The organism is Cupriavidus sp. 2TAF22 (genome assembly GCF_052115045.1).
Lineage (GTDB): Bacteria > Pseudomonadota > Gammaproteobacteria > Burkholderiales > Burkholderiaceae > Cupriavidus.
In genome coordinates this window covers 19,169-36,804 of the sequence record NZ_JBFRFX010000073.1, presented here as the reverse complement: position 1 = coordinate 36,804, position 17,636 = coordinate 19,169, and the positions used below count along the sequence as shown (strand labels likewise).

The following is a 17,636-nucleotide window of genomic DNA, read 5'->3' as shown; positions in this document are numbered from 1 at the left end:
CCAGCCGCTCCGGCCGCTGCCGCGCCCGCCGCAGCCGGCGCCGTTGCCATGCCTTCGGCTGCCAAGCTGATGGCCGAAGGCGGCCTGTCGGCCAGCCAGGTTGCCGGTACGGGCCGCGATGGCCGTATCACCAAGGGCGACGTGCTCGGCGCCGCCGCTGCACCGGCCGCCGCGCCTGCCGCCAAGGCAGCCCCGGCCGCCGCCGCCAAGCCGGCACTGCAGCAAGTGTCCGCGCCGGTCGACTTCGCAGCCCTGGGCGACCGTCCGGAAGAGCGCGTGCCGATGAGCCGCCTGCGCGCCCGTATCGCCGAGCGCCTGCTGCAATCGCAATCCACCAACGCCATCCTCACCACCTTCAATGAAGTGAACATGAAGCCGGTGATGGACCTGCGCAACAAGTACAAGGACCGCTTCGAGAAGGAACACGGCGTCAAGCTGGGCTTCATGTCCTTCTTCGTCAAGGCCGCGGTGCACGCGCTGAAGAAGTTCCCGCTGATCAACGCATCGATCGACGGCAACGACATCGTCTACCACGGCTACTTCGACATCGGCATCGCGGTCGGTTCGCCGCGCGGCCTGGTGGTGCCCATCCTGCGCAACGCCGACCAGCTCAGCCTGGCCGACATCGAGAAGAAGATCGCTGAATTCGGCCAGAAGGCGAAGGACGGCAAGCTGTCGATCGAAGAAATGACCGGCGGCACCTTCTCGATCTCGAACGGCGGCGTGTTCGGCTCGATGCTGTCGACCCCGATCATCAACCCGCCGCAATCGGCCATCCTGGGCGTGCACGCCACCAAGGACCGCCCGGTGGTGGAAGACGGCCAGATCGTGATCCGTCCGATGAACTACCTGGCCATGTCCTACGACCACCGCATCATCGACGGCCGCGAAGCCGTGCTGGGCCTGGTCGCGATGAAGGATGCGCTGGAAGATCCGGCACGCCTGCTGCTGGACCTGTAAGCGTCGCGCGCATCCGAAGTGACTGAAGTCCTGCCACCCGGGCGCCGCGCGCGCCCGGGCGGGCACGACGGACCGTAGAGTTGATGGCGGCCCGGCGGGCGAGGTTGCCCCGCCCCGGGCCGCAAAAGGAAATCCATGAGCAAACAATTCGACGTGCTGGTGATCGGTGCCGGCCCCGGCGGCTATATCGCCGCCATCCGTGCCGGCCAGCTCGGCCTGAACGTGGCCTGCTGCGAAGGCAATGCCTACGACGATCCGAAGGACGAACCGCGCCTGGGCGGCACCTGCCTGAACGTGGGCTGCATTCCCTCCAAGGCGCTGCTGGCCTCCTCGGAAGAGTTCGAGAACGTGCAGCACCATCTCGGCGACCACGGCATCACCGTGGGCGACGTCAAGGTCGACGTGGCCAAGATGCTCAAGCGCAAGGACGACATCGTCGGCAAGATGACCAAGGGCATCGAGTTCCTGTTCCGCAAGAACAAGGTCACGCTGCTCAAGGGCTACGGCAAGTTCACCGGCAAGACCGCCGAGGGCTTCCAGGTCGAGATCGCCGGCAAGGCCGGCACCGAAGTCGTGACCGCCAAGCAGGTCATCATCGCCACCGGTTCCAAGGCGCGCCACCTGCCGGGCATCACCGTCGACAACAAGCTGATCAGCGATAACGAAGGCGCGCTCAAGTTCGCCGGCGTGCCGAAGAAGCTGGGCGTGATCGGCGCCGGCGTGATCGGCCTCGAGCTGGGCTCGGTGTGGCGCCGCCTGGGTGCCGAAGTGACCGTGCTGGAAGCGCTGCCCGCGTTCCTGGGTGCCGCCGACGATGGCGTGGCCAAGGAAGTGCAAAAGCTGCTGACCAAGCAAGGCCTGAAGTTCAGCCTCGGCGTGAAGGTCAACGAGGTCAAGACCGGCGCGGACAACGTCACCGTCAGCTACACCGACAAGGACGGCGCCGCGCAGACCCTGGAAGTGGATCGCCTGATCGTGTCGGTCGGCCGCGTGCCCAACACCGACAACCTCGGCCTGGAAGCCATCGGCCTGGCCGCGGACCAGCGCGGCTTCATCGAGGTGGACGATCACTGCGCCACCAAGGTGCCGGGCCTGTGGGCCATCGGCGACGTGGTGCGCGGCCCGATGCTGGCGCACAAGGCAGAAGACGAAGGCGTGGCCGTGGCCGAGCGCATTGTCGGCCAGAAGCCGCACATCGACTACAACTGCATTCCCTGGGTGATCTACACCTTCCCGGAAATCGCGTGGGTGGGCAAAACCGAGCAGCAGCTCAAGGCCGAAGGCCGCGAGTACAAGTCCGGCCAGTTCCCCTTCATGGCCAACGGCCGCGCGCTGGGCATGGGGCACTCGGATGGCTTCGTCAAGATGCTGGCCGACGCCAAGACCGACGAGATCCTGGGCGTGCACGTGGTCGCCGCGAACGCATCGGACCTGATCGCCGAAGCCGTGGTGGCGATGGAGTTCAAGGCCGCCAGCGAAGACATCGGCCGCACCTGCCATCCGCATCCGTCGATGTCGGAAGTCATGCGCGAAGCCGCTCTCGCCGTGGACAAGCGCCAGCTCAATATGTAAGGCGCATGCCAGCGTATTGGCCAGCGTATCATTGAGTACCGGCGCGCCGCTCCAGCGGCGCGCCGTTTTCGCTTTCGGGGGCGGCGGGATATTGGTATCCCGGTGCGCGCCTCGATATACTTCCAGGCGGGCCTGTCAGCATCAAGGCCGGCATCAGCGCAAGCAGTCAGCATGAACGTCCGTGAGTACTACGAGCAGGAACTGAAGCAACGCGGCTACACCTCCGACGAGGCGCAGCTGCGCGCCGTCGACCGGTTGCAGCAGTGCTATGACGAGTGGGTGGCGTACAAGAGCCGCCGCAACAGCACGCTGAAGAAGCTGCTGGTGCATCCGGACGTGCCCAAGGGCGTGTACCTGTGGGGCGGCGTGGGGCGCGGCAAGTCCTTCCTGATGGACAGTTTCTTTACCTGCGTGCCGGTGGTGCGCAAGACGCGCCTGCACTTCCATGAGTTCATGCGCGAGGTGCATCGCCAGCTCGAGGAGCTGCGCGGCCGTCCGGACCCGCTCGACGAACTGGCCAAGCGCATCGCGCGGCGGTTCCGCCTGATCTGCTTCGACGAGTTCCACGTCAACGACGTGGCCGATGCCATGATCCTGCACCGCCTGCTCCAGCAGCTGTTCGAGAACGGCGTGCAGTTCGTCATGACCTCCAACTACCGGCCGGACCTGCTCTATCCGGACGGCCTGCACCGCGACCGCGTGCTGCCCGCCATTGCGCTGCTGCAGCAAAAGCTCGACGTGCTCAACGTGGATGCCGGCATCGACTACCGCAAGCGCGCGCTGGAGCAGGTGCAGGCGTATCACACGCCGCTCGGCCCGGAGGCCAGCTCGGCACTCCGGCAGGCGTTCACCAGCATTGCCGGGGTGGCCGACGAGTCGCCCATCCTGCATATCGAGCATCGCGAACTGCGCGCGCTGCGCAAGGCTGGCGGGGCGGTCTGGTTCGATTTCAACACGCTATGCTGCGGGCCGCGCTCGCAGAACGATTATCTCGAACTGGCCACCCAGTTCCATACGGTGATCCTGTCGGACGTTCCCAAGATGACGCCGCGCATGTCGTCCGAGGCACGGCGCTTCACCTGGCTGATCGATGTCTTCTACGATCACAAGGTCAAGCTGCTGATCTCGGCCGAAGTGCCCGCCGACGAGTTGTACACCGAGGGCCAGATGTCCAACGAATTCCATCGCACCGTCTCGCGCATCATCGAGATGCAATCGCGCGAATACCTGGAAGCGCCGCGCCGCACCGTGGATACATCGCTGACCTGACCTGACCTGACCTGACCGGTCGACCTGGAGCGCTGGCCGCTCCGGGCGGGCCGGCGTGCCGCCGCCGCGTGGCACGCTTGATCCATATCAAGGCGGCTTGCCTGCGGGACTCATACCATGCACCTGGTAAAAAAGAGTCCCGATGCCCCCATCCTCCGCCGCTGCCGCCGCACCCATACCGATTACGCCGCCTGCCGGCACGGGCAGCGCGCCGGCCGCCGCCGGGCGTGCGGGCTGCTTTCATTGCGGCCAGCCGCTTGCGGCTGGCGCCCCCGTCTTGCGCGCCAGCATCGGTGGCGAGGACCATGTCTTCTGCTGCGGCGGCTGCCAGACACTGGCACAGACCCTGCACGGCGCCGGCTTTGGCCATCTCTACGGCGATCAGGCCCGGTTCGCCCGCCCCATCGATGATGCCGCGCGACGCGAAGCCGAGCCCATCTGGGCCGCCTACGACACGGAGGAGCTGCGAGCGCAGTTCGTGCGGCCGCTCGACGAGCGCCGCGCCGAGATCACGCTGGCGCCCGAGCATATCCGCTGCGCCGCCTGTGCGTGGCTGATCGAGCAGCACCTGGGCAGCCTGCCGGGGGTGGAATCGGTGATCGCCAACGTGGCCACGCGCCGTGTGATGGTGCGCTGGCGCGAGGCGGAGCAGCCGGTGTCTGCCTTGCTCGCCGCGCTGGCGTCGATCGGCTACCTGGCGTGGCCGTTCGAAGTGTCGCGCTCGGACCGCCAGGACCGCCACGCGCGCCGCGGCCTGCTGATGCGCATGGCGGTGGCCATGCTCGGCATGATGCAGGTCATGATGTACGCGTGGCCCATCTACACGCACGAAGCCACCATCGACCCCGGCCAGTTGCAACTGATGCGCTGGGCCAGCCTGGTGCTGACCCTGCCGGTAGTGCTGTATTCGGCTTCGCCGATCTTCGCCGGCGCATGGCGCAGCCTGCGCCGGCGTCACCTGGGCATGGACGTGCCGGTGGCGATCGGCGTCGGTGCCGGCTTCGTTGCCAGCACCATCGCCACGCTGCGCGGCAGCGGCGAGGTGTACTTCGATTCCGTCACCATGTTCGTCGCCTTCCTGTTGCTGGCGCGCTACCTGGAGCTGCGTGTGCGTCAGGCTTCGCGCAGCGGCGCCGAGATGCTGGCGCGCCAGTTGCCGTCCACCTGCGAGCGCTTGCAGGCCGAAGGCGGGGTGGGGGAGCGCGTGCCGGTGGCGCGCCTGCGCGCGGGCGACCTGATCCGGGTCAAGGCCGGCGAGGTGGTGCCCGCGGACGCGACGGTCGCGGCCGGCGCCAGCGAGCTGGACGAATCGATGCTGACCGGCGAGAGCAGGCCGGTCGCACGCGGCGTGGGCGATGCGGTGCTGGCCGGCTGCTTCAATACCGCCAGTCCGCTCGAGTTGCGCGTGGCCAGGGTGGGCGCCGCCACGCGCCTGGCCGAGATCGTCGCGGTGCTGGACCGGGCGCTGGCTGAAAAGCCGCGCCTGGCCGCCATGGCCGACCGCGTGGCGGGCTGGTTCGTCGCCGTCCTGCTGGTGCTGGCGGCGGCGGCCGGCGTGGTCTGGTGGCTGTGGGTCGATCCCGCGCGCGCGCTGCCGGTTACGGTGGCGGTGCTGGTGGTGAGCTGTCCGTGCGCGTTGTCGCTGGCAACGCCGGCGGCACTGGCCGCCGCGGGTGCGGCGCTGTCGCGGCGCGGTGTGCTGCTGACGCGCGGCCACGCGCTGGAGGCGCTGGCCGGGGTCACGGACGTGATGCTGGACAAGACCGGCACGCTGACCCAGGGGCGCTTCGCGCTGGCCGGGATACATGTGGTAGGGGCGGCCGGGGCGGACGGGGTGGACGAAGCGGCGGCCAGCCTGCGTCTGGCAGCTGCCATCGAGCGCTCGGGCGAACATCCGATCGCTCGCGGCATTGTCGAGGCGGCGCAGGCGCAAGGACTGGCCGACGACACCCATGTGGTCGGCGCCGTGCGCAACGTGCCGGGCCAGGGACTGGAAGCCGAGGTGGATGGACGGCGCCTGCGGCTGGGCCGGCGCGGCTTCGTTGCCGCGCTGGCCGGCGATGCTGGCGCGGGCAGGGCCGACACCATCGAAGCGACGCTGGCCGCCAGCGAACGCCGCGGCGCCACGCTGGTCTGGCTGGGCGATGCCGCCGGCGCGCTGGCGATCTTCGCGCTGGCCGACACCGAGCGCGAGCAGGCGGCCAGCTTGCTGGCGCAGCTACGCGAGCTTGGCGTGACCACCCACCTGGTATCGGGCGACACGCCTTCGGCGGTGGGCTGGTGGGCCGACCATTTCGGCATCGCGCGCCGCGAGGGCGGCGTCACTCCCGAGGGCAAGCGCGCATACGTGGCGCGCCTGCAGCGCGCCGGCGCGGTGGTGCTGGCGGTCGGCGACGGCATCAACGACGCGCCGGTGCTCGCGCAGGCGCAGGTGTCCATCGCCATCGGCAGCGGCGCGCCGCTGGCACAGGCCGGCGCCGACGCCGTGCTCGCGCACGGGCGCATCGCCGAGATCGCGCAGGCGCTGCGCACCGCGCGCCGCACGCGCCGCGTGGTGCGCCAGAACCTCGGCTGGGCCTTTGCCTACAACGTCATCGCCATCCCGCTGGCGGCCACCGGCCATGTCACCGCCTGGATGGCGGGCATCGGCATGTCGCTGTCGTCGCTGCTGGTGGTGGCCAATGCCTGGCGCCTGCTGCGCGCCGGCAAGACCGGAGACTGACGCATGGACATGCTTTACCTGCTGGTGCCGATGAGCCTGGTGCTGGTGGCGGTGATCGCAGGCGCCCTCTGGTGGGCGCTGCACGCCGGCCAGTACGACGATCTCGATCGTCCCGCCGAAGCCATCCTGCTGGACAACGACAAGCCTTGAGACCGGTGCCGCGGCTGCCCGCGGGCAACGCGCCAGCGAGCAAGTTCCAGGGCTTTCCGATGCGCTTGATACAGATCAAGACACCCCATGCCGGGTTTTCCTACAGTCACGTCATCAATTTCTGCTTTCTACAATCTGGGGGTCTGAATGGATGTCACCGCCGCGTCTTCTCGCGCCGACACCTTCAATTACGGCGTCGTGCGGCAATTTGCCGTCATGACGGTCGTGTGGGGGATCGTCGGCATGGCCGTCGGCGTGCTGCTCGCAGCACAGCTGATCTGGCCTGAACTCAACTTCAATACGCCGTGGCTGTCGTTCGGGCGCCTGCGTCCGCTGCATACCAATGCGGTGATCTTTGCCTTCGGCGGCAGCGCGCTGTTCGCCACCTCCTACTACGTGGTGCAGCGTACCTGCCAGGCGCGCCTGTTCTGCGGCCCGCTGGCGGCCTTCACGTTCTGGGGCTGGCAGCTTGTGATCGTGGCAGCGGCCATCACGCTGCCCATGGGCATCACCAGCTCGAAGGAATACGCCGAGCTCGAATGGCCGATCGACATCCTCATCACGCTGGTGTGGGTGGCCTACGCCATCGTGTTCTTCGGCACCATCGTCAAGCGCAAGACCCGCCATATCTACGTGGCCAACTGGTTCTTCGGCGCCTACATCCTGACCATCGCCATCCTGCATATCGTCAACAATATCGAGATGCCGGTGTCGATGTGGAAGTCCTACTCGGCTTACGCCGGCGTGCAGGAYGCGATGKTSCAGTGGTGGTACGGCCATAACGCRGTSGGCTTCTTCCTGACCACCAGCTTCCTGGGCATGATGTATTACTTCATCCCCAAGCAGGCCGGTCGCCCGATCTATTCCTACCGCCTGTCGATCGTCCACTTCTGGGCGCTCAACTTCACCTATATGTGGGCCGGTCCCCACCACCTGCAATACACGGCGCTGCCCGACTGGGCGCAGTCGCTGGGCATGGTGTTCTCGCTGATCCTGCTGGCGCCGTCGTGGGGCGGCATGATCAACGGCATCATGACCTTGTCGGGTGCCTGGCACAAGCTGCGCACCGACCCCATCCTCAAGTTCCTGGTGGTGGCGCTGTCGTTCTACGGCATGGCGACGTTCGAGGGCTCGATGATGTCGATCAAGACCGTCAACGCGCTGTCGCACTACACGGACTGGACCATCGGCCACGTGCACTCCGGCGCGCTGGGCTGGGTCGCGATGATCTCCATCGGTTCGCTCTACTACCTGATCCCGCGGCTGTTCGGCGAGAAAGAGATGTACAGCGTGCGCCTGATCGAGCTGCACTTCTGGATCGCCACCATCGGCGTGGTGCTGTACATCGCCTCGATGTGGATCGCCGGCGTGATGGAAGGCCTGATGTGGCGCGCCACGCAGCCCGACGGCACGCTCACCTACGCCTTCGTGGAAGCGGTCAAGGCCAAGTACCCGTTCTACCTGATCCGTCTGCTGGGCGGCCTGTGCTTCCTCTCCGGCATGCTGCTGATGGCCTACAACGTGGCCAAGACCATCATCGGCAAGCCCGCCGTGGACGCGCCGATCCCGGCGACGGCCGCCGCCGCCGCCCACTGACTACGCCAGGAGAAATGATGTCGCAGAAACAAAGCTTCTTTTCTCACGAGACCCTGGAGAAGAACATCGGCTGGCTGATCATCTGCACCATCCTGGTGGTCAGCATCGCTGGGCTGGTCCAGATCGTGCCGCTGTTCTTCCAGCACTCCACCACCGAGCCGGACCCCGGCATCAAGCCGTATTCGCCGCTGCGCCTGATGGGCCGCGACGTCTACATCCGCGAAGGCTGCGTGGGTTGCCACTCGCAGCAGGTGCGCACGCTGCAGGCCGAGACCGAGCGCTACGGCCACTACTCGACGGCGGGCGAATCGGTCTACGACCACCCCTTCTTGTGGGGCTCCAAGCGTACCGGCCCCGACCTGGCGCGCGTGGGCGGGCGCTACTCCGAAGACTGGCAGCGCATCCACCTGCGCAACCCGCGCGACGTGGTGCCCGAATCGGTGATGCCGTCGTACCCGTGGCTCGAGAAGGCACCGTTGCCTACCGGCGACATCCGTGACCGCATGCGCGCGCTCAAGCGCCTGGGCGTGCCCTATACGGAGGCCGAGATCGAGCAGGCGCCAGCCACGCTGGAGGGCAAGACCGAGGAAGACGCGCTGGTGGCCTACCTGCAGGAACTCGGCATCAGCAAGCGCAACGTCCGCGTGGACACAGCGGCCGCGTCCGCCAAGGAGTAAGCCATGGCCATGATCACTGCATTCTCCACCGTGGTTTCGATGATCGCGTTCCTGGCGATCTGCTGGTGGGCCTGGTCGGCCGGCCGCCAGCCCGCCAACGCGGAGTCGGCGCTGCTGCCGTTCGCGCTGCCCGACGAACCGCTCGCCGCCAGCCAAGAGCGCAGCCCCGCGGGCGGCGCCAACCATACCAAGCAGGGACACTGAGTCATGAGCGACTTCTTCACGGATTTCTGGAGTTACTACATTGCCGCCATTGCGCTGGTCGGCATCGTCTGGTGCGTGTGGCTGCTGTTCTCGCAACGCAAGGTGACCAAGGTGGCGGGCGCCGGCCAGGACACCGGCCACGTGTGGGACGGCGACCTGCGCGAACTGAACAACCCGCTGCCGCGCTGGTGGATGTGGATGTTCCTGCTGGCGTGCATCTTCGGCCTGGCATACCTGGTGCTGTATCCCGGCCTCGGCTCCTACGCCGGCGTGCTCAAGTACTCCTCGCAGGGAGAACTGGCGGCGCACCGCCAGGCTGCCGAACAGGTGCAGAACGAAATCTACGGCAAGTACATGAAGATGGACGTCAAGCAGGTGGCGGCGGACCCGCAGGCGCGCGAGATCGGCCAGCGGCTGTTCCTCAACTACTGCGCGCAGTGCCACGGCTCGGACGCGCGCGGCAGCCGCGGCTTTCCCAACCTGACCGACGCCGACTGGCTGTATGGCGGCGAGCCCGCCACCATCACCCAGACCATCACCAAGGGCCGCAACGGCGTGATGCCGTCGCAGGCCGCCACCGTCGATGCAAAGCTGGCCGGCGACGTGGCGCAGTACGTGCGCTCGCTGTCGGGGCTGGCGTCCGATCCGATCCGCGCCTCGCGCGGCGAGAGCACCTTCAAGTCGACCTGCGCGGCCTGCCACGGCTCCACCGGCAAGGGCAACCAGGCGCTCGGCGCGCCCAACCTGTCGGACAACGTCTGGCTGTACGGCAGCTCGGAGGCGAGCATCGTCGACGCCATCCTGAAGGGCCACAACAACCATATGCCCGCGCACGAAGAGATCCTGACGCCCGAGCGCATCCGCATGCTGACCGCCTACGTATGGGGGCTGTCCAACAGCGGGGCAGGCACCGGGAGCGGCCAATGAGCGTGGCAGCATGCCTGCGTGACCCTTGCGCGGGCGGAGACAACAATCCATGAACGCCCCCGAACCGGAGCCGCTTGCCAGGTCTGGCACCTCGCAACCGGCCCAGCGCGAGAGCGCATCCGCCACGGCGGATGCGCAGAGCTCCGACGAAACCCTCTACGAAGTCCGCCGCAAGATCTATCCGCGCTCGGTGTCCGGCGCGTTCTCGCGCTGGCGGGTCTGGATGGTGGTCCTGACCCAGCTGTTCTTCTACGGCATGCCCTGGCTGCAATGGAATGGCCGCCAGGCCATGCTGTTCGACCTTGGCGCGCGCAAGTTCTATATCTTCGGCCTGGTGTTGTGGCCGCAGGACGTGATCTACCTCGCGGTGCTGCTGGTCATCTCCGCGCTCTCGCTGTTCCTGTTCACCGCCATCGCGGGCAGGCTGTTCTGCGGCTATGCATGTCCGCAGACGGTCTATACCGAGATTTTCATGTGGATCGAGCGGCATGTCGAAGGCGACCGCTTCGCGCGCATCCGCCTCGACGGCGATCCGTGGAGCGTACGCAAGCTGCGGCTCAAGGCCTCCAAGCATACGCTGTGGATCCTGATCGCACTGTGGACGGGCTTTACCTTCGTCGGCTACTTCTCGCCGATCCGCGCGCTCGGCGCCCAGGTGCTGAGCCTGTCGCTGGGCCCGTGGCAGACTTTCTGGATGCTGTTCTACGCGTTCGCCACCTGGGGCAACGCCGGCTTCATGCGCGAGCAGGTGTGCAAGTACATGTGCCCCTACGCACGCTTCCAGAGCGTGATGGTGGACCGCGACACCTATGTCGTGACCTACGACGTGGGCCGCGGCGAGCCGCGCGGCAGCCGCTCGCGCAAGGCCGACTACAAGGCTTCGGGCCTCGGCGATTGCGTGAACTGCAGCATCTGCGTGCAGGTATGCCCGACCGGCATCGATATCCGCGACGGCCTGCAGTACGACTGCATCGGCTGCGGCGCCTGCATCGATGCCTGCAACCAGGTCATGGACAAGATGGCGTACCCGCGCGGGCTGATCCGCTACACGTCGGAGAACGCCATGCGCCGCGCACTCTCGGAAGCGGTGGCGCGCAAGCGCCTGGTGCGTCCGCGCACGGTGGTGTACTCGGTGATCTGGCTGGCCCTGGCCGCCGGCTTCATGGCCTCGCTGGCCATGCGCACGCCGCTCAAGGTGGACATCATCCGCGACCGCGGCGCGCTCGGCCGGGAAGTGGAGGGCCGCTGGATCGAGAACGTGTACCGGCTGCAGTTGATCAACACGACCGAAGCACCGATGCGCGTCGCGATCCGCGCCGAGAGCGACGAACTGAAGGGCCTCGCGGTGGAGTACGACCACAGCGCCGGCAACCTCGATCCCACGTCGAACCGGCTGATTCCGATTCGCGTGCGCGTGCCGATCGAAGCCGCGGGCCACGGCACGCACAAGATCCAGGTCACGGTGAGCACCGCCGGCAGCGAAGCCGGAGGCGCCAGCGCCGCGGAGATCAGCCAGAGCACGAGCTTTATCGTGCCGCGCAATCTGTGACGCCGGCCGCCGGAGTCACAGGTCAAACACGCAACATAGAGGAGGCCAGATGACGCAGCAAAGCAATCCCTGGTGGAAGGAGCCCTGGCCGTGGCTGCTGATGAGCGGCCCGCTGGTCGCGATGGTGGGCTGCGGCTTCACCATCTGGCTGGCGATGTCGCATCCCGACCAGCCGGTCGTGGAGGGCGTGTCGCGGCACGGGCTGGTGGTCGAGAAGGCCCGAGGCGCCACGCGCGATGCAGTGCCGGCCGCGACGCAGGCGAGGTGACCATGAGACTGCGCTGGCTGATGTGGGTGCTGTGGCCCGGTTTCCTGGTGGGCGGCCTGACCACCGCGCTGGTGTTCTCGATGATCGATCCGGGGGACCTGCATTTCTTCGGGCAGCCGGTGGAGGCCTCGCGCGAAGCGGTCTACACGGTGGGATTCCTGTTCGCGTGGGTGCTCTGCTCGTTATCGAGCGGGCTCACGCTGTACACGATGCCGACGCGGCTGGCCGACACCGACGAGCTGGAATGAGGCGGCCGCGCCGCGCGCGCCGCCGGAGATCGGCCTGGCGGCCTAGCAGGACTTGTTGACGATCTGCTTGATGCCCGGCATGTCGACCAGCTTGACGTGGCGCTGGCGGATCTGGATCAGCCCGGCTTCCGCGAAGCGGGAGAACAGCCGGCTGACCGTCTCGAGCTTGAGCCCGAGATAGCTGCCGATTTCTTCCCGGCTCATGCGCAGCACGAATTCGGAAGACGAGTAGCCGCGCGCGGAAAGCCGCTCCGACAGATTGATCAGGAAGGTGGCGAGGCGTTCTTCGGCGCGCATCGAGCCGAGCGTGATCAGCATGACCTGGTCCTGCGAGATCTCCCGGCTCATCAGCCGCATGAACTGGTGCTGCAGGGACGGCAGGGAGCCGGACAGCGCTTCGAGATCGCCGAAGCGCACGACGCAGACTTCGGTATCCTCGAGCGCGGTGGCATCGGACGCATGCTGCATCTCGCCGAGGCCGTCCAGGCCGACGACTTCGCCGGGAAGGTGAAAGCCGGTGATCTGGGAGCGACCATCTTCCATGGTCAGGTGGGTCTTGAGCGTACCGAAGCGGATCGCATAGACGGCGGTGAGCGGGTCGCCGAGGCGGTACAGGGTCTCGCCCTTGCGTACGCGCACCCGCTCCTGCACCAGCGTATCCATTTTCTCGAGGTCCTGCTGCGACATGCCGACGGGCAGGCAGAGCTGGCCCAGCGAGCAGGTGGAGCAGCGGGGCGACATCTCGGTGATGGGAATGGAGGTGAGCAATTGGGGCCTGTCCGGTTTGGCGCAGTCAATCCAGCGCTGTGGGGCAGGCGCATGGCGTTGAGAGCTTGACGTTGAAAGCGTCGGTTTCAGGCACCGTCGGCATCAGCCCTGGCGCGCGAGTCTGGCGCGCTTGCACCCTCTGGCGGGATGCTGCGCACCGTTGCTCGTCGTCATGTCTGCGATCACGCGCATTGGCGCGGGCGCTGGGCAGGAAATCGACAGCGCCTCTGGGATCTGCGGGGGCGCGTTAGCCGCATTTTAACGCGCGAAACGTTACGACAGGGAGTAGAAGTTGACCATAGGCGTGCTTTTCAGTGTATTTACCCTGGCCTTGCTGGGTGGCGTGCACTGTGCAGCGATGTGCGGCGGGATCGCGCTGGCCGCCGAGCAGGGCGGTGTCGCGCGGGTGCCGGCGACCATCCTGCGGCGTCCCGGCCACTGGCTGATCGAGTTGCTGGTCATGCATGCCGGCCGGCTCAGCATGTATGCGGTGCTGGGGGCATTGCTCGGTGCGCTTGGCGCCGCTGCCTGGAAGGCGCAGTACCTGCCGGTGCAGCGCTGGCTGTTCGGCGCCGGCAGCGTGATGCTGGTGGTGTCGGGGCTGTGGATGCTGGGCGGGCGCACGCCCGGCGCGGGCTGGCTTGAACGGCTGGCTGCCCGCGGTGCCGGCGGCTTGCTGCTGGGCTTGGCGGCGGCCGGACGGCTCGCCGGCACGGCGTTGCCGCAAGCGCGGCTGCTGCGCCGCTATGGCATGGGGCTGGCATGGGGGCTGGTGCCGTGCGGCATGGTGTATGGCGCACTGGCCATGGCGCTGCTGGCGGGCAACGCCGCCTCCGGCGCCCTGGTGATGGCCGTGTTCGGCCTGGGCACCTTGCCCAACTTGCTGGTGATTTCGGGGCTGTCGGGCTATTTCCGGCAATGGTCGCGCCGTCCGCTGGTACGCGCCGTGGCCGGGCTCGCCGTGATCGGCTTTGGCGTGGCGGGCGTGGCGCGGGCGCTGCTTTTGCCAGAGTCGCTGGCGGCGCATGGCTTCTGCCTGGTCTTCTGAGAGGCGCTCCGGTGACGCGCCGCGCACTCGGACAGGTCGATTCGCAAGGGAAGCGGTTGCAGGTTTGCCAGGGAATGCCATACAATCGCAAGAACAGCGATATCGCGCAGCGTAATTCATCGTGGCATCGCCGGTTAGCATTCGCATCTCAGGGATGCATGCCAGGAACCCCCGGGCAGGTATGACCGCCAGGGACCGTTCCCCACCCGCCGTCCGGTTTAAAAGATTCGGTTCAAAAGACCAGCCTCGGCAGGGCGGGGCGAGATAAGCCACGCAGGTCCGATATCCGTTATTTTCTTGCGCCCGGGGCGATCGATGTCGCGCCGGACAAGTCCGCCACATCAGGGGGGAGGCGCGACGCAAGGGCTCCGTCGACCGGCAGGTAGAGCCGGTGGCCGGGCGATCTCCTGCCGGTCAGGTCCGGCATCCGATGCAAAAAAGAAAGCGCACTGCCGGCAATGCAACGAGCATGCGGTTGGCTGCGCGGACAGATGGCGGTGGCAATCCCTACCGCTGAACCCGCAATCTCCAGTGCGTCCCGGATATTCAGGGGCGCAGGTGCAAAGACAGGCTGCACGCAATCAACATGAATACCCAAGAGGCGAAGATCGTCCTCGAGACCGCGCTGATCTGTGCGCAGGAACCTTTGCGCGTCCATGACATGCGGCGGTTGTTCGCCGACGACGTCGGTGCCGACACCATCCGGGTCCTGCTCGACGAGCTGCGCCGCGACTGGGAGCAGCGCGGCGTGGAACTGGTGGCGCTGGCCAGCGGCTGGCGCTTCCAGAGCCGCCCCGCCATGCGCGAATACCTCGACCGGCTCAATCCCGAGAAGCCGCCGAAGTATTCCCGCGCGGTGATGGAGACGCTGGCGATCATCGCTTACCGGCAGCCGGTCACGCGGGGCGATATCGAGGAGATCCGCGGCGTCACGGTGAGCACCGAAGTGGTGAAGAAGCTCGAAGACCGCAGCTGGATCGAGGTCATCGGGCACCGCGACGTGCCCGGACGCCCGGCGCTGTACGCCACCACCAAGGCCTTCCTCGACGACCTTGGCCTGCGTACGCTGGACGAGCTGCCGCCGCTGGAAGACATGCAGGCGCAGTCGCAGGTCGCGTTGCTGAACCAGGAGCCGATCGATTTCGAGTCCCTGGGCAGCGTACCCGCCGGCAGCGACGAAGAAGCGTTCGCGCTGGCGGCGCCTGACGAGGCTGAGTCCGCCCAGGCGGATCCCGCCGGGCAGGCTGCTGCTGCCGAGGGTGAGGCCGAAGCTGCGGCACTGCCCGAGGCGGATGCGGAGCCGGTTCGGGAGCTGGCTACGGCAGGTGAGCCTGCAGTGCAAGCCGCTGTCGGGCCCGCAAGCGTGACGTCCGGTGCAGGCCCGGGCATCGAGGAAGAAGAATCCGCCGCCGAGGCGGAGCCCGCCGCGACCGACGGCGAGGCAGATGAAGAAGCGGAAGAGCGAGCCCCGGCCAACGGTTACCACGTGCAAGTGGCCTCCGGCGAGCAGGAGCCCGAAGCCCCGGCATCGTCGGGCATGAACCCGGCGAATCCGGCGCACCCTAGCGAGCACGATGAGCTCGACGAGCGCGTGTCCAACTGAACACCATGCAACATCCGAATGTGAATACCTTGTCCGATTCTGTTGATCAAGACGTCCGCCCGGCGGATGCGCCGGCCGGCGACGCCGGCAACGGCGCCGAAGGCGCACCGCGCCGCAAGGGCCTGCGCCGTGGCTTGCGCAACCTGGTAGCCACGCGCCGCCAGTCTGCGCAGGACCGCGAGGGCGGCCGCCCCGCCGATGGCGAGCAGGCCGCCGCTCCCGAGGCTGGTGCGTCCGACGCCCAGCCCGGACAGGGCGACGGCGCGCGCAAGGGGCGCACCCGTGGCAAGCGCAAGCCCGCCGAAGGCGAGGCGGCACAGGCCGGCGAGCAGCAGGGCGAGCGCCCGGCGCCGCGTGGGCGCCGCGCAGCCGGTGGCGACGCCGCCGGTGTGGGCGAGGCAGGTGCCGAAGTCGCCGGCGAACGCCAGCGCGACGGGGCACGACCCAACGGCGCACGCAAGCGCAAGCCTCAACAGGGTCAGGGCCAGGGTCAGCAGGGCCAGGCGCAGCCCCAGGGCCGCCGCGGCGGCGCCGAAGGCCAGCAGGGCGCAGGGCGCCAGGCAGGCAAGGGCAACAAGGGCAAGGGCGGCGGCGCACAGCGCCCGGCGCCGGGTGCGGCCGACAAGGCGCCGGCCGCTGCCGCGGCAAGCGGCGAAGATCTGTTCCGCTTCGTGATTTCCGGGCAGTACGACCAGGAAGACGCCAGCGGTGCGCGTGCCAAGGTCAAGCCAGTGCGCGAACTCTCCGCGGACGACGACGCTCCCAAGCTGCACAAGGTGCTTGCCGAAGGCGGCCTGGGCTCGCGCCGCGAGATGGAAGAACTGATCCTGCAAGGGCGCGTGTCGGTCAACGGCCTGCCGGCCCATATCGGCCAGCGTATCCTGCCGGCCGACCAGGTCCGCGTCAACGGCAAGCTGATCCACCGCCGCGTGTCGACCAAGCCGCCGCGCGTGCTGCTGTACCACAAGCCGTCCGGCGAGATCGTCAGCCAGTCGGATCCGGAAGGCCGTCCCACCGTGTTCGACAGCCTGCCGCGCATCAAGGCAGGGAAGTGGGTGGCCGTCGGCCGCCTCGACTTCAACACTGAAGGCCTGCTGATCTTCACCTCTTCGGGTGACATCGCCAACAAGTTCATGCATCCGCGCTACGGCGTGGAGCGCGAATACGCGGTGCGCACGCTGGGTGAACTGGCCGAGGCCGATCGCCAGCGCCTGCTGCACGGCATCAAGCTCGACGATGGCGAGGCCAATTTCCTGCGCATCGCCGATGGCGGCGGCGAGGGCATCAACCACTGGTATCACGTGGCGCTGACCGAAGGCCGCAACCGCGAAGTGCGTCGCATGTTCGAGGCGGTTGGCCTGACCGTGTCGCGCCTGATCCGTACCCGCTACGGCCAGTTCCTGCTGCCGCGCGGCCTCAAGCGTGGCCGCTGGCAGGAACTTGAAGCCGACGATGTGCGCGCGCTGATGGCATCCATCGGCCTGAAGGCGCCGTCGAAGGGTGACAGCCAGCCCAAGGGCGGCAACAGCAAGGTCACCGGGCGCAAGGCGCGCACCGAGGCGGCCATTGCCGGCATGCCGATGCCGACCGGCATGGACGGCCTGCCGCGCGTGAACCGCGGCAACGGTCCGCGTGGCGGCGGTGCCGGTCGTGGCCAGCCGGATCCCATGCAGACGTCGATGGGCTATATCGGTGGCCCGACCCTGCTGACGTCGCATACCACCAAGCTCGGTGGCGGCGCGGCGGGCACGCCGCGCGGCCCTGGCGGCATGGGTGGGCGCGGTGGACGTGGCGCCCGCGGCGCCAGCGGCATGGGCGGCATGGGCGGCATGGGTGGCATGGGTGGCATGGGTGGCATGGGTGGCATGGGCGGCGGCCAGGGTCGCGGCCCGCGCCGCGGCGGCGGCGGCGGCGGCGAGGCGAACGGAAATGTGATGCCGCAGCCTGGCAAGGCGAACGGCAATCGCCGTCCGCGCGGCGGCGGCCGGGACGGCAACCGCTGACGCTTTTGTAGTGCCGGGTGGCGGGGATTACGGTCGGGAAGGAGTGAGGCGCGTCGCGCATTGTCCTCCCGT

The 17,636-nt window shown here is 67.8% G+C and carries 16 protein-coding genes; 15 read left to right on the top strand and 1 reads right to left on the bottom strand.

Annotation, left to right across the window (positions count from 1 at the left end; genetic code table 11):
• The 12 genes from odhB to AB4Z48_RS38720 all read left to right on the top strand — a co-directional run.
• Nucleotides 1–960 (top strand): 2-oxoglutarate dehydrogenase complex dihydrolipoyllysine-residue succinyltransferase (odhB, locus tag AB4Z48_RS38775; RefSeq protein ID WP_441623919.1); only part of this gene is annotated, 960 nt, incomplete at its 5' end.
• 135 nt (nucleotides 961–1,095) lie between these two features.
• Nucleotides 1,096–2,532, top strand: coding sequence for a dihydrolipoyl dehydrogenase (lpdA, locus tag AB4Z48_RS38770; RefSeq protein ID WP_441623917.1), 1,437 nt, complete (start codon nucleotides 1,096–1,098; stop codon nucleotides 2,530–2,532).
• A 171-nt stretch (nucleotides 2,533–2,703) separates the two neighbouring features.
• Nucleotides 2,704–3,801: a cell division protein ZapE gene (gene zapE, locus AB4Z48_RS38765; protein WP_441623915.1), complete on the top strand. Its 1,098-nt coding sequence runs from the start codon at nucleotides 2,704–2,706 to the stop codon at nucleotides 3,799–3,801.
• 142 nt (nucleotides 3,802–3,943) lie between these two features.
• The gene (locus AB4Z48_RS38760) at nucleotides 3,944–6,523 is read left to right on the top strand and encodes a heavy metal translocating P-type ATPase (RefSeq protein WP_441623913.1); all 2,580 of its coding nucleotides are present in this window, start codon (nucleotides 3,944–3,946) and stop codon (nucleotides 6,521–6,523) included.
• A gap of 3 nt (nucleotides 6,524–6,526) precedes the next feature.
• Nucleotides 6,527–6,673, top strand: coding sequence for a cbb3-type cytochrome oxidase assembly protein CcoS (gene ccoS / locus AB4Z48_RS38755; RefSeq protein ID WP_020206636.1), 147 nt, complete (start codon nucleotides 6,527–6,529; stop codon nucleotides 6,671–6,673).
• 147 nt (nucleotides 6,674–6,820) lie between these two features.
• On the top strand, nucleotides 6,821–8,269 hold the full coding sequence (gene ccoN / locus AB4Z48_RS38750) for a cytochrome-c oxidase, cbb3-type subunit I (RefSeq protein WP_441623911.1): 1,449 nt from the start codon (nucleotides 6,821–6,823) through the stop codon (nucleotides 8,267–8,269).
• A gap of 17 nt (nucleotides 8,270–8,286) precedes the next feature.
• Nucleotides 8,287–8,946 (top strand): cytochrome-c oxidase, cbb3-type subunit II, encoded by a 660-nt coding sequence (gene ccoO, locus AB4Z48_RS38745; protein WP_441623909.1) that lies wholly within the window; start codon nucleotides 8,287–8,289, stop codon nucleotides 8,944–8,946.
• 3 nt (nucleotides 8,947–8,949) lie between these two features.
• Nucleotides 8,950–9,150 (top strand): cbb3-type cytochrome oxidase subunit 3, encoded by a 201-nt coding sequence (locus tag AB4Z48_RS38740; protein WP_441623907.1) that lies wholly within the window; start codon nucleotides 8,950–8,952, stop codon nucleotides 9,148–9,150.
• Between the two features lie 3 nt (nucleotides 9,151–9,153).
• Nucleotides 9,154–10,077 carry a cytochrome-c oxidase, cbb3-type subunit III gene (gene ccoP, locus AB4Z48_RS38735; RefSeq protein ID WP_441623906.1) on the top strand — a complete coding sequence of 308 codons (924 nt, stop codon included), beginning with the start codon at nucleotides 9,154–9,156 and terminating at the stop codon, nucleotides 10,075–10,077.
• A 49-nt stretch (nucleotides 10,078–10,126) separates the two neighbouring features.
• A complete protein-coding gene (gene ccoG, locus AB4Z48_RS38730; protein ID WP_441623904.1) occupies nucleotides 10,127–11,626 on the top strand; it encodes a cytochrome c oxidase accessory protein CcoG in 1,500 nt (499 codons plus the stop codon).
• A 49-nt stretch (nucleotides 11,627–11,675) separates the two neighbouring features.
• Nucleotides 11,676–11,894, top strand: a complete 219-nt coding sequence (locus AB4Z48_RS38725; RefSeq protein ID WP_441623902.1) for a FixH family protein — start codon at nucleotides 11,676–11,678, stop codon at nucleotides 11,892–11,894.
• A gap of 2 nt (nucleotides 11,895–11,896) precedes the next feature.
• A complete protein-coding gene (locus AB4Z48_RS38720) occupies nucleotides 11,897–12,142 on the top strand; it encodes a hypothetical protein (protein WP_441623900.1) in 246 nt (81 codons plus the stop codon).
• Between the two features lie 42 nt (nucleotides 12,143–12,184).
• Here AB4Z48_RS38720 and fnr read toward each other — a convergent pair whose 3' ends face one another.
• Entirely contained in the window at nucleotides 12,185–12,910 is a 726-nt protein-coding gene (gene fnr, locus AB4Z48_RS38715) for a fumarate/nitrate reduction transcriptional regulator Fnr (protein ID WP_441623898.1), read from the bottom strand.
• Nucleotides 12,911–13,202: 292 nt separating this feature from the next.
• Between fnr and AB4Z48_RS38710 the strand changes: the two genes are divergently transcribed.
• From AB4Z48_RS38710 to rluB, 3 genes are all read left to right on the top strand, one after another.
• Entirely contained in the window at nucleotides 13,203–13,958 is a 756-nt protein-coding gene (locus AB4Z48_RS38710) for a sulfite exporter TauE/SafE family protein (protein ID WP_441623896.1), read from the top strand.
• A gap of 586 nt (nucleotides 13,959–14,544) precedes the next feature.
• The gene (gene scpB / locus AB4Z48_RS38705; protein ID WP_441623894.1) at nucleotides 14,545–15,561 is read left to right on the top strand and encodes an SMC-Scp complex subunit ScpB; all 1,017 of its coding nucleotides are present in this window, start codon (nucleotides 14,545–14,547) and stop codon (nucleotides 15,559–15,561) included.
• A gap of 5 nt (nucleotides 15,562–15,566) precedes the next feature.
• On the top strand, nucleotides 15,567–17,564 hold the full coding sequence (rluB, locus tag AB4Z48_RS38700) for a 23S rRNA pseudouridine(2605) synthase RluB (protein WP_441623892.1): 1,998 nt from the start codon (nucleotides 15,567–15,569) through the stop codon (nucleotides 17,562–17,564).
• Nucleotides 17,565–17,636: the final 72 nt, after the last annotated feature.